The sequence below is a fragment of the Cytobacillus sp. GQ23 genome, from assembly GCF_059758675.1.
The window spans coordinates 1-23,746 of sequence record NZ_JCAXER010000046.1 but is presented as its reverse complement, the minus strand read 5'-3'; the positions used below and the strand labels follow the sequence as shown (position 1 = coordinate 23,746).

Below are 23,746 nucleotides of genomic sequence, written 5' to 3'. Positions count from 1 at the left end.
TCCTCTTGGTACGATTGGAATTCCCTTGCTGCTGCAAATTTTGAGAATTTTGGAAATTTCCTGTGCATTTCGCGGACTGATCACCGCATCGGGCATAGATTGGAAATTGGGGGTTGCATCATAAGAGTACACGAGCCGCCCAGCTTTTGAATCATCATAATTCTCTTCACCAACAACGGCAATTAATTTTTCTTTTATTTGAACGTCGATCAAGCAGATCCTCTCCTTTAATAGCAGGATAACAATATCTATTCTTTAAGTATAAAAAAAGCAGGGAATCCCCTGCTATGGATAATTATATAAATATTAAGGAATATCTTAATTAATTTTTGTGTTTTCCTCCAAAAGTTTTACAGCTATAAATAATTTCATTAAATCATTCAAATTTGAGATATAAAGTCCTGAAAGATCAGATATTTTCCTGAGCCTGTAATGAAGGGTGTTAATATGTATATGCAGAGCCTCAGCAGTATTTTTCAAAGAGTGATTTTGCCTGAACAGCTCCTTAAGTGTTTCCATAAGATCCTGTTCATTTAAAAATGTGCCAATCGTTCTTTCAATGAAGTCCTTCTTAGTTTCCGGTGAAAGGTCATCAAATATCATTTCAATGGTCAAATCCTGGTCAAATATGATAGTTTCGCGGTTTTTGGCGATTTTCAAAGCTCGTTCTGCCTGCATAAATGATTCGGACAAACTGAAGGGAGGTAAAGGTTTACCTGTGCCAATACTTACTTTGGCAGCGAGAAGGTCTTCCAGAAAACGATGGAAGCGTCTGACCTTTTCCCTTAAGCTCTGTTCTTTTTCTGCTGAAGAAACCCCGGCTAAAAGGACAATTCGATCATTGCCCCAGCGAATCAGGATATCATTCGGACCCGCTTCTTTCCAGGATAAAATTCTATTCCAAAGGTCACGATGAAGCAATTGTCCAGTTTGCCTGAATTCCGCGATAGAAACCTGTCTATCTTCTGAGAGATTTATTTTCAGCAAATGAGCCCGTTCTTTAAATGCGGGATCCCACTCTTTAGTCTGCAGCCAGTCAAACATAAAACTCTCCATTGCACGTGCCTGCCAATCGAGCTGCTCTGCAAAGTAACTTTCACTGATAAACAATTCTGTCAGTTTGCGAATGATTTCTGCAAACGGGGAAATTTCATCGGGATTTCCGGTAATGCCAATAACTCCAACTGTCTCTCCTTTAAAAAAGATCGGCAGGTTAATGCCCGCTTTTACCCCCTGCAGGCGTGATTGATCCTTCCTGGTGATAATCAGCTTTTCTTTATGTTTTATCGTAAGCAAAGCTCCTTCATGAAAATTGCCTATTCTGTCAGAGTCAGTACTTGCAATAATGACTCCTGAGGTATTGGCAACAATGATATCTTCTTGAAGGAACTGGCGAACTTCAGCAATGATCTTTTCAGCCAAATCAGGCAGCAGCATATTATATCTCCCTTTGGTTTTTGACTTTATTATATATAATTAAAGATTCTTTTCGTATAGATTGTTGTTTTTTGCTTGTCAATGTTATCTGCTGATTTCCGCTAAAGAAGGCTCAGCTCCTCAGCTGCTCCCCCGGAAGGTTAAATAAGCCTAATCGGAAAACAATGAACTCAGTAAAAATACAAACAACCTTCCCAAAATAGCCTTTTTTAAAAAACTTCCTGCAAATTTTCTAATATCTCTTTTAAAAAGAGGGTATATTCATTATGATAAGGGTTAGAAAATTTTAAAGGGGACAGGTAGGATATGTGGAAGGACATAAGACATTGGCTGGATAAACTAACACCTGCCCAAGTAATATCCGGATATTATTTATTGGCAGTATCTGTATCGGTACTTTTATTAAGTATACCGGCCGTACATAAGCCGGGTGTTGAGATTGCATTTATTGATACTGTCTTTACTGCAGTAAGTGCAGTCAGTGTAACCGGACTGACAGTAGTAAATATATCAGATACTTATAGTGTGTTTGGATATTTTGTTATTATGTTCATACTTCAGTTTGGCGGAATAGGGATCATGGCACTGGGCACTTTCTTTTGGCTTCTGCTGGGCCGCAGGATTGGATTAAGAGGGCGCCGCCTCATTATGGTGGATCATAATCAGTATTCTTTGTCAGGGCTTGTGCATTTAGTGAAAGAAATTATTAAAATAATATTGGTGATTGAAACGCTTGGTGCACTGATTCTTGGCTTTCATTTTCTTAAATATTATCCATCATGGGATGAGGCATTTCTGCATGCATTGTTCGCATCTGTCAGTGCCACAACTAATGGCGGCATGGATATTACAGGAGCATCGCTCAAACCATTTGCCGGCGATTATTTCGTGCAGCTGATCAATATTATCCTGATTACTTTAGGAGCTATAGGCTTTCCTGTTCTTATCGAATTAAAGGAATATCTATTCCGCAATAAATGGAATCAGGAACAATCCTTCAGATTTTCTTTATTTACAAAGCTGACAACTGTTACATATGCAGCTCTTCTTATTTTTGGGACTTTAATTTTGCTTATTATGGAATTCAATCAGTATTTTAAGAAAATGATCTGGCATGAAAGCCTTTTTTATGCGTTTTTCCAATCCGCAACTACCCGGAGCGGCGGTTTATCAACCATGGATGTAAATGAGTTTACAATGCCTACACTCATTATTATGAGTATTTTAATGTTCATTGGCGCATCCCCAAGCTCTGTCGGAGGAGGCATCAGGACAACGACATTTGCGGTAAATATCCTTTTCATTTATCATTTTGCAAAAGGAAATCGGGATATAAAAATATTTAAAAGGGAAATTCATGAAGATGATGTCTTGAAATCACTTGCTATCACTCTGCTTGCTATTGGAATGTGTTTCTTCTCTGTAGTCATTTTAAGCATTACAGAAAGGCATGCGGAGCTTGTTGAAATTATATTCGAGGTATGCTCAGCTTTTGGTACCACAGGATTATCTTTGGGAATTACACCTGAGCTGTCAACTATCGGCAAATGCATCATAATGGCCTTAATGTTTATTGGAAGAATAGGATTAACCTCTTTCTTATTCATAATAGGCGGCAAAGAGAAAAAGCCAAATTATCATTATCCAAAAGAGCGAGTTATTATAGGCTAAAAAAGCAGCCCGGAAAAGTTTTCCGGACTGCTTTTTTACAGGGTATAGATAATTTGGATTAATTTGGACCTTTGCGTTACTAGAAGTCATGGCAAATTCCTTTGCCGCTATTTCATTTTAATCCGTTCCGCGGCTGACATCCTTGGTAGGATGCATGAATGGGTAGGCTTGAGGCGGTTTTTTGCTTTCCAGGAGCTCTTTATTTTCCTCTGTATTCCATCCGATATCATTTGTCGGATGGATCCATTCGTCTCCAGCCATAACGGCAGGATCTGTTTCATCACTCCAGTTTTCCAGCGGAGAAATGTCTGAAGAATAATGACTGTCCCCAATGGTAACGCCAAAAGAATTCTTGAAAGGCGGCTGAAGTTTCATACCTGTGCCTTTGAAGCTCGGAGCTTCAATTTGATGCGGAAGTGTCTCGTCAATGCCAATGTTTTTATTTATCTTCTTTTCATTTGTCATAGAGGCTCAATCCTTTTTATTCTATTTTCTGCACTGAAGAAAAGTTTATGAATGCAAAATAAGGAAGTCGCAGTGAGGAATGAAACTGTGTATTTTACTTAAAATAAACCTGTGTTAAAGCTGAAAATAAATTTAACACCAAAAAAGTTCAGGAGGAGATGTGGATGGCTAAACGAAAGGCTGAGTATAATGCCGTTGAAAAATACAGCAAGACGCCTAAGAAAAACCTTCAGGAATCGGAGTTTTCTGCTGAATTCAGCCAGGGAGAAGATCCGATGAAAATGGCTAACCGCAACTCAAAGAATGGGAGAGAGGGTAGAGCCTAGTGGATCAAAATAAACCACGAAAAAAAGGCAGGCAGAATGGCGCTCAAAATGTTGAATTCGGGATGGAATTCGGTGATATAAATGCAGGGAAATTTTACGAACTTCCTTTTATGAACCGGGATAAAGATCAAAAGAAAAATAAAAATGAATGCTAAAAAACCGGCAGATCCTGCCGGTTTCTTAATTATTTTAAAGGTCCGGAAAAGACAGAGACTGTCTCAGAGCCTGAATCGAAATAGGCAAGAAGAACAGAGTCTTTCTTTTCAATTATTCCCTCGTTCATATACCTTTCAATATCAAAGGATAATTTTTCAATCAAGGTATGTTTGTATATTTCTTTTTCATTCAGCTGAAGATTTAAGAAGCTTTCTCCCAGCTGATTGGGGTTTTCGAGAAGAGACTGGTAAAGCTTTGATCTTTCGGATTTTTCAAAGGTTGGCTGCCACCATGGTTTTCTGGGCTTGTATTTTTGTTTTGAAATATAGTCATACTTCATCAGTCCTTCTGCTACATCCAGATCATCAATTTCAATGGATTGCAGAAATTCATATAGGCGTTTAAAGAGATCCTCAAGCTGATGCCCAATTCGGGACCAGCCCTTTTGCTCCCAATAGCTTCCAAATCCCTGGAAGAAATCAAAAGGAGTCGGAAAGACCTTAGTAACCAAATATTCGACAGTCGCATCCATCCTATGGTCATTCCAATATTTTTCCAGAACATCTTCAACCTGTTTAATGCGAATGATGTCATCGAAGGATAAAACATTATTTCCTAAGATTTCATATGGTGAATGGTCCATATATATATATTGATGATCTTCTGCTCTTAAGCGCAGGCCCGTACCTCTCAGCATTTTCAGAAAACCAAGCTGAAGCTCTTCCGGCCGCATTGCAAATACATCATTGAATGTTCTCTTGAATGAATTGTAATCCTCTTCAGGCAGACCGGCAATTAAGTCTAGATGCTGATCGATTTTTCCTCCATCCTTTACCATTGTGACTGTCCGGCAAAGCTTGTCAAAATTCTGCTTCCTCATGACCAATTCATTTGTATAGTCGTTTGTTGATTGAACTCCAATTTCAAAACGGAATAATCCTGCCGGGGCTTCCTTATTTAGAAATTCAATCACTTCAGGCCTCATAATATCTGCAGTGATTTCAAATTGAAATACAGTTCCCGGAAGATGTTCATCTATTAAAAACTGGAACATTTCCAATGCATAGCTGCGGCTAATATTGAAGGTGCGGTCCACAAATTTAAGGGTCTTTGCACCATTCTTCATTAAATACCGGATATCTTCCTTGATTTTTTCCCTGTCAAAGTAACGCACACCTACTTCAATGGAAGAAAGGCAAAATTGGCAGCTGAAAGGGCATCCCCGGCTGGTTTCTATATATGTGACCCGTTTTGAAAGGTGAGGAATATCTTCTTCAAAGCGGAACGGTGAAGGCAGGTCGCGCAAGTCCAGCTTATTCCGCTGAGGATTGATGCGAACCTGGTCATTTTCTCTGAAAGCAAGACCATGAACATTTTCCATATTCATGCTGCCCTTCAGCTCATGCAGCAGCTGTTTGAAGGTTTCCTCACCTTCCCCGATGACAATGTAATCAAATTCATTTACATTGTTCATCCAATCTGAGACATCATATGTCACTTCAGGCCCCCCGACGACAATATGAATGGAGGAATCTATCTTTTTGATCATCTTAATAACCTTTATTGTCTCTTCGATATTCCAAATATAACAGCTGAATCCGATCACCTCAGGTTTTTTGCGGATTAGGTCTGTAACAATATTTATTATTGGATCTTTAATAGTATATTCGGCTAATTCCACATCGAAATCAGGCTGAGCATATGCTTTTAAATAGCGGATCGCTATATTTGTATGAATGTATTTAGCGTTAAGCGTACTTGCGATAACTTTCATTTATTTCTGAACTCCCTTTTTAGCAACTTAAACATCATATAATTGTATCATATTTTTGACCGAAAAAAAGGAAGTAAAACATTGACATATGTTTTGCAGGAAAAACTATACAAATTATTATAATATTTATAAAAATACAACAATTCGCATTATAACTATAGTAAGATAGTAGAAAATAAATACTTAGCTGGGAGAGAGGACGAATGAAGGTAAGTCTTTTTGCAACATGTCTGGTGGATATGTTTCAGGGAAATGCGGGCAAATCTGCTGTTGAATTGCTTGAGCGCCTGGGATGTGAAATAGATTTTCCGGAAACACAGGTCTGCTGCGGCCAGCCTGCATACAACAGCGGCTATGTGAAGGAATCAAAGGAAGCCATGAAAAGGATGATCACAGCATTTGAACATGCAGACTATGTTGTATCTCCTTCCGGATCCTGCGCCTATATGTTTCATGAATATCCGCATGTTTTTAAAGGAGATTCATTATGGGAACCAAGAGCAAAGAAACTTGCAGAGAAGACATATGAACTTACTCAATTTATCGTTGAAGTCCTTAATGTGGACGATGTCGGGGCAAGGTTAACCGGAAAGGCCACCTATCATACATCCTGCCATATGACCAGGCTCCTTGGAGTAAAGGAAGCCCCTATGAGATTATTAAGGAATGTGAAGGGCCTTGAATTTGAAGAGCTGCCAGGAAAAGAGCAATGCTGCGGTTTTGGCGGAACATTCTCTGTGAAAATGGCTCAAATATCGGAACAAATGGTTGATGAGAAGGTTGGGCATGTAGAGGAGACCGAAGCAGAGATTCTGATTGGAGCAGACGCAGGGTGCCTGATGAATATTGGAGGCAGAATCGGAAGACAGGGAAAACCAATAAGGGTTATGCATATTGCTGAAGTGTTAAATTGCCGCTAAACCATAAATGGACATGCTTTCCTGCAAAGCTGGCAGGACAGTTTTGAAGTGTCTGGAGGAGAGCCTCCACACATTTCAAGAGGGATTGAGGAGCTTGCGTTTTTCTTAAGGGGGAATAAAAATGGCTATGAAAATAGGAACAAACGACTTTAAGGATCGAGTAGATTCCGGAATAAGCAATGCCTTTATGAGAGGGGCAGTTTCAGGGGCACAGGAAAGGCTTCAGACAAGAAGGCTTGATGCTGCAGCGGAGCTGGGAAACTGGGAAGAGTGGCGGTCGCTTTCTGAAGAAATTAGAAAGCATGTACTTGAAAATCTTGATTTTTACTTATACCAGCTCAGCGAAAATGTTGCTAATAGGGGAGGGCACGTCTTTTTTGCTGAAACTGCTGAAGAAGCCTCTGCATATATACGGGAAGTAATTGAAAAAAAGAATGCAAGAAAAGTGGTTAAATCAAAATCTATGGTAACCGAGGAGATACATTTAAATGCCTCGCTGGAAGAGGCAGGATGCCAGGTCATTGAAACTGATCTGGGAGAATACATTCTACAGGTGGATGACCATGATCCCCCATCACATATTGTGGCGCCTGCCCTTCATAAGAACAAGGAGCAGATTCGCGATGTATTTTCTGAAAAACTTAACTATCAAAACACAGAAAAGCCGGAAGAGCTTGCATGGCATGCGAGAGAAATGCTTCGCCACGAATACCTGACGGCCGATGTTGGCATAACCGGCTGCAATTTCGCTGTTGCAGAAACCGGTTCAATCACATTAGTGACTAATGAAGGCAATGCAGATCTTGTCACAGCACTTCCCAAGACACAAATTACAGTAATGGGCATGGAAAGGCTGGTCCCGACTTACGAGGAAATGGAAGTGCTGGTCAGCATGCTGACCAGGAGCGCGGTTGGGCAAAAGCTTACGAGTTATATAACTGTTTTGACTGGTCCAAGAGAAGAACTTGATGTTGATGGCCCTGAGGAATTTCACCTCGTCATTGTAGACAATGGCCGCTCATCAATTTTGGGAGGGGAGTTTCAATCCATCCTCCAATGTATCCGCTGTGCTGCATGTGTAAATGTCTGTCCCGTGTACAGGCATGTTGGAGGGCATTCTTATGGATCCATCTATTCTGGCCCGATTGGGGCGGTTCTGTCACCGCTATTAGGAGGCTATGATGATTATAAAGAATTGCCTTATGCATCCACACTTTGCGGAGCATGTACAGAGGCCTGTCCTGTCAAAATCCCTCTGCATGAGCTTCTTCACAAACACCGGCAGGTAATCGTAGAAAAAGAAGGAAGGGCTCCTATATCAGAAAAGATGACCATGAAGGCTTTTGGATTGGGGGCAGCTTCACCGTCCCTTTATAAATTGGGCTCTAAGCTTGCACCGGCAGCCATGAATCCATTTACAGCAGGGGACAAAATTACAAAGGGACCCGGACCGTTAAAGGCATGGACAGAAATAAGGGATTTTCCAGCTCCTAATAAAGAAAGATTTCGTGATTGGTTCAAAAACCGGCCAAAAGGAGGCGGACAGCAGTGAAGGGGACTATTCAGAATCGGGATGCTTTTATTACTAAAATTGCAGGGAGACTGGGCAGAGAAAAAAGAACTTTCGGAGTTGAAAAGCCAAAGTGGAGCTATAATCCTCAGGATGCAATCTTTAGAGAAGCAGATGCAGATGAACTTTTAGAAGCTTTAAAAACACAGTGTACGAAAATTCACACTGATCTCCTTGTGACAAAAGCCGCTGATTTGCCGGAAACTCTTAAAAGAATTACTGCCGAGTACGGAGGCGGCCCAATAGTAACCTGGAAAGATGACCGTTTTAGACAGTTTGGGCTCACTCAGCTATTTGAGGAAATTTGGCCAAAAGAGAATGTGAAAGTATATGAATGGGACTATTCTGCTGAAAATAAAAATATTGAATATGCGGAACAGGCGAATATCGGAATCACAATCAGTGAAATTACTCTGGCTGAATCCGGAACAGCGGTCTTGTTCAGCAGCAGAGATCATGGACGGGCTGTCAGTTTTCTGCCCGCTGCTTCCATTATTCTTATTCCGAAAACCACATTGGTTCCCCGCATGACACAGGCTGCGAGGATTATAAGGGAAAGAGTAAAATCAGGGGAGCTTGCTCCTTCCTGCATTAATTTTATTACCGGACCAAGCAATTCAGCAGATATTGAGATGAACCTCGTAGTTGGCGTGCATGGACCTGTTAAAGCTGCGTATATTGTTATTGATGATTTATAATGCGTGAGACGCTTGATATCATAGGTTAAAAAAACGCTAACATTTTGTTGGCGTTTTTTATCGTCCAGGCGGTGTCTTGCTTAAGAACTTTGGGGAACGCGCGTTTGGAAGATGAGTTTCATCTTTGTATTGAGATAAACACGGAAACAAATTTATAGCCCTTCTCAAATTGAGAAGGGCTATAAAGTTTAAATGGAAAACTGTATGACTACATAGTACGGTTTTTCGCAATTTCAGAGTATAGTAATAACGCAAGTTTGGAGAAGTTTTATTTAGATTTAAAGAGTGACTGGGGATTGCAGCTTACCTGTTTTTCTCCCGGCATTAAGATTTATTATCATTCCCTGTTCGTTTTGCCCTAATTATTCCCGAGAAGTCATAGATTGCAAATAAAGCCGTTAAAATGATAATTGCCGTAAAACTGTGTTCACGCGGAACTAAAAAATAAGAAATAATAAGTGCTAGACCAAAGAATAACCAGCCAATGTAATGCCATTTATAATATGATATATCAATCCCTCCCAGGTAATCATTTTACTAAATTTGGTGTGGATGTAATATTATTCTACCAATTAGAGGGTGAAGCTTCAAAAGGTGTCACCTAAATATTTATTCCTTTTCTCGTAACTTACTAAAAGATAAAATAATGGAAATTTATTAACAATCATAGCTGTTAATTAACATAAGCTAAACTTATGGAAAATTATAAACTTTTTAAAATTTTCATATGATATTAAGCGAAGTATTATAGGAATAGGAAATATTCCAAACAAACGAGGGATGTCCGATGGGAATTGATTTTCATAATAAAAAAAGTCGTAAAACTTATACCACCAGAAATGCAGATCATTCATGGATCAGAGCTATAAAGGACCTTGTGCCAATCAAAAATATCTCATTGGCATTGGATATAGGCTGTGGCGGAGGTATTTATTCCAAGGCTCTATCCGATTTAGGGGTGCAATTTGTTACTGGCATCGATTTTTCCGAAACAATACTAGAAGGTGCTAAAGAAAACTGTAAAGAACATAAGAACATATCCTTTATAAAAGGTAATGCTTTGCAAACGGGCTTAGAAAGTAACAAATATGATTTTGTTCTTGAAAGAGCACTGATCCATCATATAGATGATTTACAGCAATGCTTTAACGAGGCATTTAGATTACTAAAGGATGATGGATACTATATTGTTCAGGACCGTACACCTGAAGATTGTTTATTAAAAGGGAATGAAAGTCATATTAGAGGGTATATATTTGATCTGTTCCCAAAGTTAATAAAAAAAGAAATTAACCGCAGATACCAAAGCCAATTGGTTATAGATACACTTAAACAAGCAGGATTTAGTCAAATTGAAGAAGTTAAATTGTGGGAAACCAGAAAAGTATATGATTGCAAAGAGCAATTGATTAATGACTTAAACAGGAGAACAGGCAGGAGTATTTTACACGATTTAGACGATAAAGAATTAACATTATTGATAAATTATATAGATGAGTCAATTTCAGCTGATCATAGCATAGTTGAAAAAGATAGATGGACGATTTGGAAAGCAGTCAGATAGTTGAATAGATTAGGATTATTTATGTAATGATGAAGGAAGATGACGATCAGCACGCTGAAAACAGGTGTCTGACAATACTTAAAAATTCAATTTTTCAAGGAGAAACATAAATAAAAAAGCGCGAAACCTATGATATATATGGGTTTCGCGCTTTTCTTTTGTAGCGTCCCAGGCGAGATTCGAACTCACGACCTACAGCTTAGGAGGCTGTCGCTCTATCCAGCTGAGCTACTGGGACATGGTGGTATAATGAAATGAAATTGTTGCAATACAAATAAGATTGGCATATCCTGTTTCTTCCTCTGCAAGCCTATACAGGGAGTAAATGCGTCGAAACAAAGCTGCAGGGATGTACTTCAGTGAAGCTTACGCTTAGCTGAGCTACTGGGACATGATGGCATATCGCACAGCAAGTATTTATATTGGTAACACAGTTACTTATTATAATCCCTTCATCAAAATTGGTCAATGGTTATGCCTAAAGAAAAACCGGCCATTAGAAAATGACCGGTTTATGATCTAACTTGTAAGTTTATTTCGATAAAATCTGGCATATGCTTTTGATCTATCTTTCAGCTTTTTTAACTGTGATGTTCTAAGTTCGATGATTGGCTGTGCAAAGGAAGTAATCAGTTTGCTTGAGAGAAGCAAGGTCAGAATCAGCGATATACCGGCAAGCAGCAGGAAGTTTTCTGGTTTATTGAAAAAGTCCTGTAAGTGGCTTACTCTGAAAACCCGAACAAAGAACCCATGAAGCAGATAGACATAAAGTGTGTTTTTGCCTAAATTAGTAAAGAAATAGTGCTTGCGCGGCACGAAAGCAAAGAAGCTAAGCACCATTATTAAGCTTAAAATATAAAAGCCTAATCTCGTTAGAACAGCTCCAATGGAAGCTGCCCCCATTTCAGTGTATGGCTTCGAGCCAAGCAGCCATTTGTAATCCACTTCAGGGTAAAGATAGAAGCCGATAAAGACGACCGCAAAAATACCTAATGCACTAATTCTGAATTTTGGCTGGAATAAAGCATATAAATGTTCTTTCTTTAAATAATATCCCAATAAAAATAATGGGAAGAAAACAAAGGTTCTTGATAAACTTAAATAGTTTGAAATCCAATCAGCATATCCGACAGCAAGCCCTATGATCACGGCAGCTGCCAGGGAGTACTTCGCTTTATATTTTGCGAAGAGCAGAAGCATAATATTCCAGCAGAACATGCTTATCAGGAACCATAATGACCAATGAGGGTTAAAAGGATCCAGCTCAAAGGTTCCTTTATTATATAAAAAGTAATAAAAAACCGAATAAATAACCTGGAAAATGATATATGGCAGTATTAGCTTTTTGGCAATTTTCTTTATATATCCTTTTTTATAGAAGCCTTTGGCAAAAAAGCCGGATACCAATATAAATGCCGGCATATGGAACGTATAAATAACTTTATATACTGTATAAATTGTTTCATTACCTTCAATAAAAGAGCGGAGCAAATGCCCAAAAACGACAAAGAAGATCAAAATAAACTTGGCATTGTCGAAGTAATAGTCACGTTGTTTCATATGTCCTCCTCTATTAAAGACCCCCAAATAAATACTTTCTCTGTCTTTACCCACTGTAACATGAAGCAAACTTCTTTTCTCGTGTAAATAGAAGGTTATATTTACAGAAAAAGTTAATTATAAAAGATCCAATATGACTGTAACATACTAAATGAAAAATCTGTTATATAAAAAGGGTGTTCAACCAACTCATATAATATAAGGGTTAGTATATTTTTATTAATCTGTTTCAAAAATATTGTATTGATTGTTATTTTTGTTTCAGATAAATGGTAGCAGTCCGATTAGTCTGCCAAGCTATAAAAAGACGATCTCCCCAGGAAAAAAATCATAAAGGAAAAGCACGGATAAATGCCGGGCTATAACAAATTGGAAAAATAATCTTCAAATGTTATTTTTGTTCTATTATAATGAATTGAAAGAATAGTAAAAAAGAATTAGAAGTGAACTGGTTCAATTGTTTGCATCCGGTTAAATCACAAAGGGGGAAGTAATTTGAAAGGGGCAAGAAAATACGAAGCAGGGAAGAAGGAACGTACTGTTTCCTTTAAGCCTAAAAAGCCTGATATAGGTAAGTTCTTTAATAAGATGGCCGGCACGCGCTGGTGGAAGAATCTGAAGCTAGGCCAGAAATATGGGGTTGCGCTTTTTGTGACTATTGGTCTATTTACAGTTTCAACAGTCCTTACTTTTTTTCTGCTTACAATCGCCAGCTCAAAACTGGAGATTGTGAAGGATTCTGGGGAGAATGCCATTAAGATTACTGAATCGGCTGCTACATTTCACCATAAAGGAAGCACAATTGGAAACTTTATCATTGACTCCAATCCTAAACACTTAAAGACCTTTGACCAGCTGACAGAGGATTTTAATGAATTAAAGGAGGAAGTTTCTCCGGATTTGAGCAGTGCAAAATCGAAAGAACTTTTTAAGGAAATTGATGAAAATGATCAAAAAATCACCAGTTTATTTCATGAAGTCATTGAGCCAAAAGTAAAACTTCAGCATGAAAGAGAGTACAGGCTTGGGAAATTGCAGGCAGATAATATTATTTCTGAAACGGTTGAAAAATTGAATACCCTGAGCAGTATGATGAAAGAGGACCAGAACAAAGCTGTATCTTCTGCTAAAGCAAGTCTTATCTTAACTTTAATAACACTTGGTATTTCAATCATCGTTTCTGCTATTTTTGGAATAACAAGTATTGTTTTTATAGGCAGTATCATTACAAAAAAATTAAATTCGATCGTTACATTCTCAAATGAAATAGCAAATGGAAACCTCAACGCTGATTCAGTTGAATATGAGGGCAATGATGAAGTGGCACAGCTTAGCAGAGCTATGAATTCCATGAAAGTGAAACTGCAGGCTATGATTCAGGAAATTAATGCAGTTTCTGGATATGTAACAGAAAGAAGCGGAGAATTGAATATTGCTGCTAATGAAGTAAAAGCAGCCAGTCAGCAGGTTGCTTCTACTATGCAGGAGCTTTCAGGAGGAGCTGAGGATCAGGCTGGTTCAGCAACACGATTGTCATTATTGATGGACGAGTACCTGGAAAGAGTGAATGAAGCAGCAAGCAGCGGGAATAAAATCAAGAGTGCTTCCACAGAGGTGTTGTCGCTTACTGAGGATGGAAACAAGCTCATGAAAGAATCCCAGGAACAAATGGGATTAATTAATCAGATAATGAAATCATCTGTGAACAAGGTTAATGGGCTGGATGATCAGACCAAACAAATTTCAAGGCTAGTTAAGGTTATAAAGGAAATTGCTGACCAGACCAACCTGCTTGCATTAAATGCAGCAATTGAAGCTGCCAGAGCCGGTGAGCATGGAAGAGGGTTTGCAGTCGTTGCTGATGAGGTGAGGAAGCTTGCTGAACAGGTATCCTACTCTGTTTCGGATATCACCAAGATTGTCGGGGGGATTCAATCAGAGTCAAATAGTGTTGCCGTGTCACTTCAAACAGGCTATGCAGAAGTTGAAAAGGGAACTGAGCAAATTCAGTTGACAGGACAAACGTTTCAAAAAATTTACGAGGCAGTTAACTCAATGTCCACCAATGTTAGCGACATTTCCCGCAGCCTCGAGCAAGTATCAATTAACTCTTCGCATATGAACCAGTCCATTGGCAATATTGCCGCAGTATCTGAGGAATCTGCTGCAGGCATCGAGCAAACAAGTGCATCAATGGCTCAGACTAATCATTCAATGGAGGAAATCTCAGATAATGCACAATCTCTTTCGGAATTGGCTGAACAATTAAATGAGATGATCATAAAATTCAAACTGTAAATTTTTAGGTATACTCGTGAAAGGGTATGCCTTTTCTGTATTCTCCAAACGCATTAATATTAAAAATTATTTATGACAGTTTTCCCTGAGATTTAAAGGTTTTGGTCAAATTTTGTAGAAATATTTAATTAATTGCATACCCCAATAGGAGGAAATAGAGTGGTCATTATGAATCAGGAAATCAGGAGACTCTATGCCAGGATTGAGACTTTGGAAAAGGAAAATAATATTTTGGCCAATAATAATTCACTAGGATATAATCTTTTCTCACACTCAAAAGATGGAATTATAATATTTGACAGCGAGGAGAAAATAGTCGATGTCAATCCATCATTTATTGAAAGTATAAAAATGGATAAACAGCAGCTCATAGGCAATAGCCTGTATGAAATCGTACCGGAAAATAGGCATTTCAAGCTTGAAAAGCACATAGAGCTTCTGAGGAAGAATAAAAGTGCCAGAGGCATCCTGCCGGTATATACTGGCAGAAGTATTATTGAGTTTGATTTTACTGCCAGCATCCTAAATGATAGCGGCCTTTATATGTGTTTATTACGTGATGTAACGAGCAAGAGGCTCCTTGAGCGGAAAGTAAAAAAGAATGAAGAGCTTTATGCTGACTTATTTATCGAAGCACTTGATGGAATTATTTTTTGGGGTGGCGGCGGTGAAATCATCGATGCGAATGAAGCCGCTTGCCGAATATTTGAATGTACCCATGATGAGCTTCTCAATAAAAAGATAAAAGATTTTGTTTATGAAAAATCGGAAAGGTACAAAAGCATTGTAAAAGAGATGTTCGTTAAAGGAAGTATACGGGATGAGCTTGTTTTTCTGATGCCCAATGGCCAGTTTAAATCATTGGAGTTTACAGTGAAATTAAACTCCGTTGAAGGCTACCATATGACAATCTTCAGAAATGTAAGTGAGCGTCATGCCATGGAGAAAAGCTTAAGGGAAAGCGAACAAAAATTTCGCATGATATTTGAAGGAGCACTTGAAGGTATTCTTCTCTGGAACGATCAGTTTCAAATAGTTGATATTAATCAATCGGGCCAGAGAATGCTGCAGATGAAAAAGGATGATCTTATCGGAGCGTCACTTCATAGTATTTTGAATGACTGCAATATAACCGATGATGAATTAAAAGAGCAATTAAGAAACATACACACAGATGGCCAATCTGACGGGAATCTTTCCATTACTTTAAAATCAGGCAGAAAGAAATTCTTTGAGTTTTCCAACAAGCATAATATTTTTTCTAATATCAGTATGAGTACATTTAAAGATATAACTGAGAAGCTGGAAATGGAAGAACAGCTTCGGAAATCAGATACCTTGAATGTTATTGGAGAATTGGCTGCAGGGATTGCACATGAAATAAGAAATCCAATGACGGCTCTTAAAGGGTTTATACAGCTGTTGGAGAGCAGTGTAAAAGAAGATCATACGATGTATTTCAATGTAATCACCACTGAGCTCAGCAGGATTGATTCCATTATTAATGAATTTCTCATTCTCGCTAAGCCTCAAGCTGTCAAATTTATAGAAAAAGACATTTCACAAATCATGAAAGAAACAGTCGATCTCCTTAGTGCACAGGCTGTGCTTCATAATGTTCAATTCAGAACTTATTATGAACAAAATTTGCCCAAGGTTTTCTGCGAAACCAATCAAATGAAAAAGGTCTTTATCAACATCATTAAAAATGCAATTGAAGTCATGCCTAAAGGCGGTTATATTACCGTATCCGTTCAAAAGGGCCCTGGTCATAAAGTTCACATTACCATAAGGGATGAAGGAACAGGAATTCCTGCGCATAAAATAAAAAAGCTTGGTGAGCCTTTCTATACTACAAAAGAAAGAGGCACTGGACTTGGTTTAATGGTTACATATAAAATTATAGAAGAGCACAAGGGAACAATTGAAGTGGAAAGCAAATTGGGAAAAGGAACTGTTTTCCACATCTATTTGCCCTTATTATAAAGGCGGGAATTAATATGACAGGCAGAGTTTATTCTAAAAAAATGACACCGGTCGGAGATATTTACATCGTAGCAGAAAATGGAATTCTTTCGGCTATATACATGGGGGAAGATGATTTTATGGAAGGGGAAGAGGTATCATCATTGCAATTTGATCCTTCTAATACTTTAATCAGAAAGTGTACTCTCCAGCTTGAGGAATACTTTGACGGACATAGGAAGGAATTTGATATCCCTATAGAGCCCAATGGAACGGATTTTCAAAAAGCAGTATGGAAAGAGCTTTGCCTCATTCCATTTGGCGAAACAAGAAGCTATCAGGAAATCGCTGCCGGGATAGGGAAAGATAAAGCTGTGAGGGCCATTGGACAGGCAAACAAGGCCAATCGCCTTCCAATCATTATTCCTTGCCATCGTGTTATCGGCAAAAATAAATCTTTAACTGGCTATGCGGGAAGCAGGACAGAAATTAAAGAAATTTTATTATCCCTTGAAGGAGCCCATTATGCTAAATAGTTATCAAAATCACCCTTTCAAGGTGATTTTTTTGGTTTATTTAAATTCTATTGACGAAATGAACTAAATTCGATTACTATCTAATTAGATAAAAATCGAAATGGGGTACTTTACTTATGCAATTAAATCGTTTAGTAGCATTTTATAAGACAATGGGAGACCCTACCAGAATCCGGATTGTATTTCTCCTTGCCAAAGGGCCGCTGCATGGCCAGGCTATAGCCGGAAAGCTCGGCTTAACCCCGCCTACTATCACGCATCACCTGAATAAACTGCGGGAAATAAACCTTGTTTATCAAAGAAGAGATAAAAATACTGTGTATTTTTATCTAAATGAATCCGTATTGAAACACCAATCAGGGGTTCTTGCAAAATTGGCAGACAAAGAGGAGGTTAAAAAAATGGAGGAACAAAATTCAGAAAACCAGAAGGTTATTGAAAATTTCTTTACCAGGGATGGAAAACTGAAGAATATTCCTGCCCAGAGAAAGAAGAAACTCATGGTTTTTGAACATTTAATTAAAGGCTTGAAAATGGGTAAAAAATATGAAGAAAAAGAGCTTAACGAATACATCAAACAGTTTCATGAAGATTATGCAACTATACGCAGAGAATTCATAATCAACCATTATATGTACCGCGAGAATGGGATTTACGAATTAAACCCTCCAGAAATGTGGGCAAAAATAGAAGGATAAGCAGGGGCCCTGACAGGGCCCTCTGCAACATTTTCAGCGGTAAAAATCCGTTTTGCGGTCATCAAAAATCGGAATTAAGCCGCGGACTTCCTTCACTTTATCCAGGTCAATTTCAGCATGCAGAATTTCTTCAGTTTCAGTGCCTTCAGCAAGCACATCCCCCCATGGATCAATAATCATTGAATGACCTGCAAAGACATTAGCAGGATCAGAGCCGGAACGGTTGCAGGCAATGACATAGCACTGGTTTTCAATAGCACGTGCAATTAATAGCGCACGCCAATGAGCAAGCCGTGCCAATGGCCATTGTGCTACTACAAATATTGCTTCTGCACCATCCGCTGTATGGGTACGCAGCCATTCAGGAAAACGGATATCATAACAAATCATTCCTGCAAACTTCCTGTTGGCCAGGGAAAATCCTCCCCTTGCTGCCCCTCCTTTCAAATAGAGGTGCTCATTCATAAGCTTGAATAAGTGCAGCTTGCTGTATTCATGCAAAAGCTCACCATTATGGTCTACAATCAGCAGAGTATTGTAAATGCCATCAGTTGTTTTTTTGGCTACAGAACCGCCAATCAGGTAAACCTTATTTTTTTTTGCAATTTCTTTCAAAAATGCCAGTGAAAAAGCAGCATCCGGATCTGCTATTTCATCCAATCTGGTCAAATCATAGCCTGTCGTCCAAAGTTCAGGTAGTACTAAAACGTCTGGATCAGATTTAAGAGCTTTATTAATCATGGCTTCGGCCGCAATAAAATTCTTCTCTGGTTTTCCAAATGCAATATCCATTTGCAAACAAGCAATCCTTAATTTCACTTTACTCCCCCACAATCATCTTTTCCTTATGTTATGATTAGTCCGATAGATAAAAACTTTCTAAATTTTACTTTACAACTTACCATTTACGTTATATCATTTGGGACTATATTTTCAATCCTTTTTTTAAGCAGGTGAACAATTTGATTAATTATCCGCAATCTGAACTTTTAAAAAGTCTTCCTAAACAGTTTTTTGCTTCTTTGACTGCGAAGGTGGGAAAAAAACTTGAACAGGGCTATGATGTCATCAATTTGGGACAGGGAAATCCAGATCTGCCAACCCCGGATCATATTGTCAAAAGTCTTCAACGTGCAGCCGATAACCCTCAAAACCATAAGTACTCTCCTTTTCAGGGTTACCCGTATTTAAAAAAGGCAGCAGCTGACTTTTATAAAAGGGAATATGGTGTAGAATTAGACCCCGATACTGAAATAGCCATTCTTTTTGGAGGCAAAGCAGGGCTTGTTGAAATCCCCCAATGTCTTTTAAACCCTGGGGACAGGATATTGGTTCCAGACCCGGGATATCCTGATTATTGGTCAGGAGTTGCGCTGGCTAAAGCAGAAATGGTGACAATGCCTCTGAGGGAAGAAAATAACTTTTTGCCAGTATATAGTGACTTGCCGGCTGAGGAGCTTAAAGCAGCCAAGTTGATGTTTCTTAATTATCCAAATAACCCTACTGGAGCAATCGCAAACAAAGAATTTTTCCAGGAAACAGTTGAATTAAGCCGAAGGCATGAGATATGCGTAGTCCATGACTTTGCATATGGAGGAATTGGATTCGACGGAAAAAACCCTGTCAGTTTTCTTCAGGCAGAAGGAGCAAAAGAGGTTGGAATTGAAATTTATACTCTATCAAAGACCTTTAATATGGCTGGCTGGAGAGTAGGGTTTGCCGCTGGAAATGCAAGCGTTATCGCAGCATTGAACCTGATGCAGGATCATCTTTACGTCAGCTTGTTTGGAGCTGTTCAGGAAGCTGCAGCAGCTGCTCTGTCAGGCTCTCAGGATTGTGTAAAAGAGTTGAATTCGATCTACGAGTCCAGACGGAATACCCTCATTTCCGGTCTCAGGGAAATTGGGTGGGATGTACAAGCGCCAAAAGGCTCCTTTTTTGCATGGCTAAAGGTTCCTGAATCATTTACATCTGAAGAGTTTTCTGAGTATCTCCTTGAAAAAGCGCATATTGCAGTGGCACCCGGAAACGGCTTTGGCCCCTTTGGAGAAGGATTTGTAAGAGTCGGGTTGCTGACATCTGAAGAAAGACTTAGAGAAGCGGTGGAGCGAATACAAAAATTAAGCTTGTTTTAATTTTTTCAAAAATTCAATTGACAAAAGTATATAGCACTGTCATAATTTTAATTAAATTTCTAAATTAACTGAATACTCGATTTCGTTTTCTTATCAAGAGCAGGCGGAGGGACTAGCCCTATGAAGCCCGGCAACCGACTTAACAAAAGCACGGTGCTAAATCTTGCAGCTAATAGCTGAAAGATAAGGAGATGTTAGATTGTTATGCTAACCTCTTCTTATTTGAAGAGGTTTTTTTATTTTTTCCATTCTTTGAAATTGAAAGGAAGAAGATTAATGAGTGAGATTATTGCAGCGTATCTGATACATGATGAAAAACATAATCCCGAGAAAAAAGCAGAGGAGATTGCTTTAGGATTAACGGTGGGATCATGGACCCATTTGCCCGTGCTTGAAAAGCTTCAGCTGGAGAAGCATAAAGGCAGGGTCGTTTCTGTTGAAAGAGCGACAAAAAATACAGGAAGCAAGGAAACAGCTGCGATCATTAAGATCGCCTATCCTGCTGTTAATTTTAGTCCTGATTTACCGGCAATATTAACAACCGTTTTTGGAAAACTGTCATTGGACGGAAAGATAAAACTGCTGGATTTAGAGTTTTCCAATGAACTTAAAAGCTTTTTTCCAGGACCTCGATTTGGAATTGAAGGACTGAGAGAGAAATTAAATGTGTATGACAGACCTCTTTTGATGAGCATCTTCAAAGGAGTGCTCGGCAAAGATATGGATTTTTTGACTTCACAGCTAAGAGAACAGGCCTATGGGGGCATTGATCTTGTAAAAGATGACGAAATTTTATTTGAAAACAGCCTTACACCGTTTGAAGCCCGGATAGCAGAAGGAAAAAAGGTGTTAAGGCAAGTTTACGAGGAAACGGGCCATCAAACCCTTTATGCTGTGAATTTAACAGGCAGAACATTTGAATTAAAAGACAAGGCAAGGAAGGCAGCAAGTCTTGGTGCAGATCTTCTGCTGTTCAATGTATTTTCTTATGGACTCGATGTTTTGCAGTCCTTAAGAGAAGATAATGAAATTGAATTGCCTATCATGGCACATCCTGCAGTTAGCGGAGCTCTTTCAGCTTCAAGCCTTTATGGAATCTCTTATCCTTTACTTTTGGGCAAGCTGCTCAGATATTCGGGTGCTGACTTATCTTTATTCCCATCTCCTTATGGGTCTGTTGCTCTTGAAAAGACACAGGCATTATCCATTGCTGATAACCTGAATGCGGAAGATTCCTTCAAAAGATCTTTTCCGGTACCCTCAGCCGGCATTCATCCGGGTTTAGTGCCTTTGCTTTTCGAAGACTTCGGAATAGACAGTGTAATCAATGCCGGAGGCGGGATACACGGGCATCCAGATGGGGCAAGAGGAGGCGGTTTGGCATTCCGCCAGGCGATTGATTTGACTTTAAAGGGAGTTTCTTTGGCTGATGCTCCTTCAGACTTCACCGAATTAAAAAGCGCGATCGATTTGTGGGGATCAAAAGAGGCGGCTGTTAAGAATGGCTAAAATAGGGGTATTTTGCGACTTTGATGGAACTATTACCGAAAGTGATAACATCATCAATATTATGAAACATTTTGCTCCTCCCCAATGGGAAGGAATAAAAAATCAAGTTCTGAATCAGGAGATTTCTATTAAAGAGGGAGTAGGAAAGATGTTTTCCCTTCTCCCTAGCAATTTGAAAGGAGATCTCACAGATTTCATCCTGGAAAATGCAAAAATAAGAGATGGGTTTCAGCTTTTTGCCGATTACCTGGCACAAGAAAATATACCGCTTTATATAGTAAGCGGGGGGATAGATTTTTTTGTGACTCCTGTACTGGAGAAATATGGACCCTTTAAAGCAGTGTTCTGCAATAGTTCTGATTTTAGCGGCGATAAAATAAAAATCTTATGGCCCCACAGCTGTGATGAAAAATGTGAAAATAATTGCGGATGCTGCAAGCCCTCCATTATGAGGAGGCTGGAGGATGAGGACACGTTAAAAGTCGTTATCGGAGATTCAGTAACTGACCTTGAGGCTGCAAAACAGGCGGACTTTGTCATAGCAAGAGATCTGCTCCTGGAGAAAAGCAAAGAGATGAACCTTAATCACAATTCATTTGAAACGTTCTATGATTGCATAGAAGTTATAAAAAAATTAAATGAGGTGAGAGTATGAGCACACTTGAGGAAAAATGGAATGAGCTCGCCGATATTAAAGACGAGCTCGCAGCAAGGGACTGGTTTATGGGGACGAGCGGAAATCTGGCCATTAAGGTCAGTTCAAATCCGCTTCAATTCCTTGTAACTGCAAGCGGAAAGGATAAAAGAAAACGCACTTCCGAAGACTTCCTGCTAGTGGATGAATTTGGCCGTCCGGTGGAAGAAACTCATTTAAAGCCATCCGCTGAAACACTTCTGCATACGGAAATATACAGTAAAACAAAAGCTGAATGCAGTCTTCATGTACATACAATCGATAATAATGTTATCTCAGAAATATATGGAGATCAGGAGGCAGTAACATTTCAGGGGCAAGAGCTCATTAAAGCATTTAATAAATGGGAGGAGGATGCTGTCCTTAGAATTCCGATTATTCCAAATTATGCGCATATTCCTGCGCTGGCAAATTGTTTCTCTTCCCATGTACATGAAGATTCAGGTGCAATTTTAATTAGAAATCACGGAATTACTGTTTGGGGCAAAACCTCTTTTGAGGCTAAAAAGATCCTTGAAGCTTCAGAGTTTCTGTTCCGCTATCAGCTAAGGCTTCTGGAGCACAGACCCAATCAGCTATCCAGAGTTGTGTAAGGCACAAGATGCAGATTTAAATAAGAAAGATAACAGTAGAGAGGATTGATTAGCATGGCATATATCGTACTGAAAAATTCAAAAAAAGAAATCAGGAATCAGGAAGAAGTTGCTTCTTTTCTGGAAAAACAGGGGGTTATCTATGAGCAATGGGAAATAGATAAATTGCCAGAAAACCTTCAGGAGAAATATTTGCTTTCTGATGATGAAAAACAAAAAATACTTGAGACATTTGCTGCAGAAATTAAGGATATTTCAGAAAGAAGAGGATACATGGCCCAGGATGTCATTTCTCTTTCGGAAAATACGCCGAATTTGGAACAGCTCCTTCAGAATTTTCAGCAGGAACACCATCATACAGACGATGAGGTAAGGTTTATTGTCAGTGGCCACGGAGTTTTTATTATACAAGGAAAAGATGGGGAATTTTTTGAGGTATACTTAAAACCCGGCGATTTAATTTCCGTGCCTGAAAATATCCGTCATTATTTCACTTTGCAGGATGACAGAAAGGTGGTAGCCATCAGAATTTTTGTATCTTCAGAAGGATGGGTGCCAATTTATGAGGAAAAGGAAGTTCATCAATAATACGTTGACCCATTGCTCCGGCATTGGGTTTTTTATTTTTCCACTATAGTAGTTGGATATTTTTTACAACCCTAACTTGCAAAAATTTTATCAAATACTGTTGATTCCTCATGTTTTAAGCAGCAGAAGTGTGTCGAAACCGTGTGAAGCCAAAGTGAAATTTGTGTCGATTAAAATAACTTTGGAAAAAGATTGTCTAATATTGCGAATCTATTTACATTTATAGAAATTCTTGTAATAATGCTTCAAGTAGACACATTAATATTGGATAAAAGGGATAGGATTAGGAGGAAAAAAGTTGCGCAATAAAAGAATACAGCTGCTGACTGAAATCCAGCAAAAAAGGGAAAAAATGATAGAAACGGCCAGGGAAAAGGGGATGGCTAGCCAGGAAACGGTTCTCTGCAGCCAGGAACTCGATCAATTGATTTTTGAATATCAATGCGCCATAAAACGGGAGAAGGAACAAAGAAATAGAATGAGAGTTTCATTCAGACAAATGATTCTATCCCTTAAGAAAGCAGTTGTATAATTATAATAACAAAGGATATTTAATGAGTATATAGAGGTAATCAAAAAGAATCCGTGG

23 protein-coding genes, 1 tRNA gene and 1 riboswitch are annotated in these 23,746 nt (G+C 38.9%); of the genes, 17 read left to right on the top strand and 7 right to left on the bottom strand.

Features of this window, described 5'->3' with window-relative positions; translation table 11 throughout:
* Together AC6CHU_RS24900 and AC6CHU_RS24895 are read right to left on the bottom strand one after the other, a co-directional pair.
* Positions 1-213, bottom strand: a 213-nt coding sequence (locus AC6CHU_RS24900) for an FAD-binding oxidoreductase (protein ID WP_498123069.1), incomplete at its 3' end; no start/stop codon positions are given.
* Positions 214-318: 105 nt separating this feature from the next.
* Positions 319-1,437, bottom strand: a complete 1,119-nt coding sequence (locus AC6CHU_RS24895; RefSeq protein ID WP_159870384.1) for a CdaR family transcriptional regulator — start codon at positions 1,435-1,437, stop codon at positions 319-321.
* A 306-nt stretch (positions 1,438-1,743) separates the two neighbouring features.
* On the opposite strand from AC6CHU_RS24895, the gene AC6CHU_RS24890 reads away from it, so the two are divergent.
* The gene (locus AC6CHU_RS24890; RefSeq protein WP_159870386.1) at positions 1,744-3,108 is read left to right on the top strand and encodes a TrkH family potassium uptake protein; all 1,365 of its coding nucleotides are present in this window, start codon (positions 1,744-1,746) and stop codon (positions 3,106-3,108) included.
* Between the two features lie 117 nt (positions 3,109-3,225).
* Here AC6CHU_RS24890 and AC6CHU_RS24885 read toward each other — a convergent pair whose 3' ends face one another.
* Entirely contained in the window at positions 3,226-3,573 is a 348-nt protein-coding gene (locus AC6CHU_RS24885; RefSeq protein ID WP_159870388.1) for a DUF3905 domain-containing protein, read from the bottom strand.
* A 164-nt stretch (positions 3,574-3,737) separates the two neighbouring features.
* On the opposite strand from AC6CHU_RS24885, the gene ykzP reads away from it, so the two are divergent.
* Both ykzP and ykzE read left to right on the top strand, forming a co-directional pair.
* Entirely contained in the window at positions 3,738-3,899 is a 162-nt protein-coding gene (ykzP, locus tag AC6CHU_RS24880) for a protein YkzP (RefSeq protein ID WP_201306611.1), read from the top strand.
* Complete coding sequence (ykzE, locus tag AC6CHU_RS24875) at positions 3,899-4,054, top strand: protein YkzE (RefSeq protein WP_201306612.1); 156 nt, start codon at positions 3,899-3,901, stop codon at positions 4,052-4,054. Before ykzP ends, ykzE begins: the two co-directional genes overlap by 1 nt.
* A 29-nt stretch (positions 4,055-4,083) precedes the next feature.
* On the opposite strand, the gene AC6CHU_RS24870 is transcribed toward ykzE, so the two are convergent.
* A complete protein-coding gene (locus tag AC6CHU_RS24870; RefSeq protein WP_498123067.1) occupies positions 4,084-5,829 on the bottom strand; it encodes a B12-binding domain-containing radical SAM protein in 1,746 nt (581 codons plus the stop codon).
* A gap of 203 nt (positions 5,830-6,032) precedes the next feature.
* Here AC6CHU_RS24870 and AC6CHU_RS24865 point away from each other — a divergent pair, with 203 nt between their 5' ends.
* From AC6CHU_RS24865 to AC6CHU_RS24850, 4 genes are all read left to right on the top strand, one after another.
* A complete protein-coding gene (locus tag AC6CHU_RS24865; RefSeq protein WP_159870392.1) occupies positions 6,033-6,749 on the top strand; it encodes a (Fe-S)-binding protein in 717 nt (238 codons plus the stop codon).
* 121 nt (positions 6,750-6,870) lie between these two features.
* Positions 6,871-8,301, top strand: a complete 1,431-nt coding sequence (locus tag AC6CHU_RS24860; protein WP_159870394.1) for a LutB/LldF family L-lactate oxidation iron-sulfur protein — start codon at positions 6,871-6,873, stop codon at positions 8,299-8,301.
* Positions 8,298-9,017 (top strand): LutC/YkgG family protein, encoded by a 720-nt coding sequence (locus AC6CHU_RS24855; protein WP_159870397.1) that lies wholly within the window; start codon positions 8,298-8,300, stop codon positions 9,015-9,017. The genes AC6CHU_RS24860 and AC6CHU_RS24855 overlap by 4 nt, the downstream gene beginning before the upstream one ends.
* 787 nt (positions 9,018-9,804) lie before the next feature.
* Positions 9,805-10,581 (top strand): class I SAM-dependent methyltransferase, encoded by a 777-nt coding sequence (locus tag AC6CHU_RS24850; RefSeq protein ID WP_498123065.1) that lies wholly within the window; start codon positions 9,805-9,807, stop codon positions 10,579-10,581.
* Positions 10,582-10,745: 164 nt separating this feature from the next.
* On the opposite strand, the gene AC6CHU_RS24845 is transcribed toward AC6CHU_RS24850, so the two are convergent.
* Together AC6CHU_RS24845 and AC6CHU_RS24840 are read right to left on the bottom strand one after the other, a co-directional pair.
* Positions 10,746-10,819, bottom strand: a tRNA-Arg gene (locus AC6CHU_RS24845).
* Positions 10,820-11,100: 281 nt separating this feature from the next.
* On the bottom strand, positions 11,101-12,141 hold the full coding sequence (locus AC6CHU_RS24840) for an acyltransferase family protein (RefSeq protein WP_159870403.1): 1,041 nt from the start codon (positions 12,139-12,141) through the stop codon (positions 11,101-11,103).
* Positions 12,142-12,636: 495 nt separating this feature from the next.
* Here AC6CHU_RS24840 and AC6CHU_RS24835 point away from each other — a divergent pair, with 495 nt between their 5' ends.
* The 4 genes from AC6CHU_RS24835 (at position 12,637) to AC6CHU_RS24820 (ending at position 17,638) form a co-directional block, all read left to right on the top strand.
* Positions 12,637-14,439, top strand: a complete 1,803-nt coding sequence (locus AC6CHU_RS24835; RefSeq protein ID WP_159870406.1) for a methyl-accepting chemotaxis protein — start codon at positions 12,637-12,639, stop codon at positions 14,437-14,439.
* A 168-nt stretch (positions 14,440-14,607) separates the two neighbouring features.
* Positions 14,608-16,425, top strand: a complete 1,818-nt coding sequence (locus AC6CHU_RS24830; RefSeq protein WP_236566334.1) for a PAS domain-containing sensor histidine kinase — start codon at positions 14,608-14,610, stop codon at positions 16,423-16,425.
* Between the two features lie 14 nt (positions 16,426-16,439).
* On the top strand, positions 16,440-16,940 hold the full coding sequence (locus tag AC6CHU_RS24825; RefSeq protein ID WP_159870412.1) for a methylated-DNA--[protein]-cysteine S-methyltransferase: 501 nt from the start codon (positions 16,440-16,442) through the stop codon (positions 16,938-16,940).
* A 116-nt stretch (positions 16,941-17,056) separates the two neighbouring features.
* Complete coding sequence (locus AC6CHU_RS24820) at positions 17,057-17,638, top strand: DUF2087 domain-containing protein (RefSeq protein ID WP_159870415.1); 582 nt, start codon at positions 17,057-17,059, stop codon at positions 17,636-17,638.
* Between the two features lie 33 nt (positions 17,639-17,671).
* Here the strand turns inward: AC6CHU_RS24820 and AC6CHU_RS24815 are convergent, their stop codons facing one another.
* Positions 17,672-18,457 carry a carbon-nitrogen family hydrolase gene (locus tag AC6CHU_RS24815; RefSeq protein ID WP_159870418.1) on the bottom strand — a complete coding sequence of 262 codons (786 nt, stop codon included), beginning with the start codon at positions 18,455-18,457 and terminating at the stop codon, positions 17,672-17,674.
* Positions 18,458-18,600: 143 nt separating this feature from the next.
* On the opposite strand from AC6CHU_RS24815, the gene AC6CHU_RS24810 reads away from it, so the two are divergent.
* The 6 genes from AC6CHU_RS24810 (at position 18,601) to AC6CHU_RS24785 (ending at position 23,689) form a co-directional block, all read left to right on the top strand.
* Positions 18,601-19,773 (top strand): pyridoxal phosphate-dependent aminotransferase, encoded by a 1,173-nt coding sequence (locus AC6CHU_RS24810; RefSeq protein ID WP_159870421.1) that lies wholly within the window; start codon positions 18,601-18,603, stop codon positions 19,771-19,773.
* Between the two features lie 87 nt (positions 19,774-19,860).
* A riboswitch (SAM riboswitch) is annotated at positions 19,861-19,963 on the top strand.
* An 86-nt stretch (positions 19,964-20,049) separates the two neighbouring features.
* On the top strand, positions 20,050-21,282 hold the full coding sequence (locus tag AC6CHU_RS24805) for a 2,3-diketo-5-methylthiopentyl-1-phosphate enolase (protein WP_159870424.1): 1,233 nt from the start codon (positions 20,050-20,052) through the stop codon (positions 21,280-21,282).
* Positions 21,275-21,937, top strand: a complete 663-nt coding sequence (locus AC6CHU_RS24800) for a 2-hydroxy-3-keto-5-methylthiopentenyl-1-phosphate phosphatase (RefSeq protein WP_159870427.1) — start codon at positions 21,275-21,277, stop codon at positions 21,935-21,937. The genes AC6CHU_RS24805 and AC6CHU_RS24800 overlap by 8 nt, the downstream gene beginning before the upstream one ends.
* Positions 21,934-22,569 carry a methylthioribulose 1-phosphate dehydratase gene (locus tag AC6CHU_RS24795; RefSeq protein ID WP_159870430.1) on the top strand — a complete coding sequence of 212 codons (636 nt, stop codon included), beginning with the start codon at positions 21,934-21,936 and terminating at the stop codon, positions 22,567-22,569. The genes AC6CHU_RS24800 and AC6CHU_RS24795 overlap by 4 nt, the downstream gene beginning before the upstream one ends.
* A gap of 54 nt (positions 22,570-22,623) precedes the next feature.
* Positions 22,624-23,157, top strand: a complete 534-nt coding sequence (locus AC6CHU_RS24790; RefSeq protein WP_159870433.1) for a 1,2-dihydroxy-3-keto-5-methylthiopentene dioxygenase — start codon at positions 22,624-22,626, stop codon at positions 23,155-23,157.
* 298 nt (positions 23,158-23,455) lie between these two features.
* Positions 23,456-23,689: an aspartyl-phosphate phosphatase Spo0E family protein gene (locus AC6CHU_RS24785; protein ID WP_159870436.1), complete on the top strand. Its 234-nt coding sequence runs from the start codon at positions 23,456-23,458 to the stop codon at positions 23,687-23,689.
* Positions 23,690-23,746 lie beyond the last annotated feature (57 nt).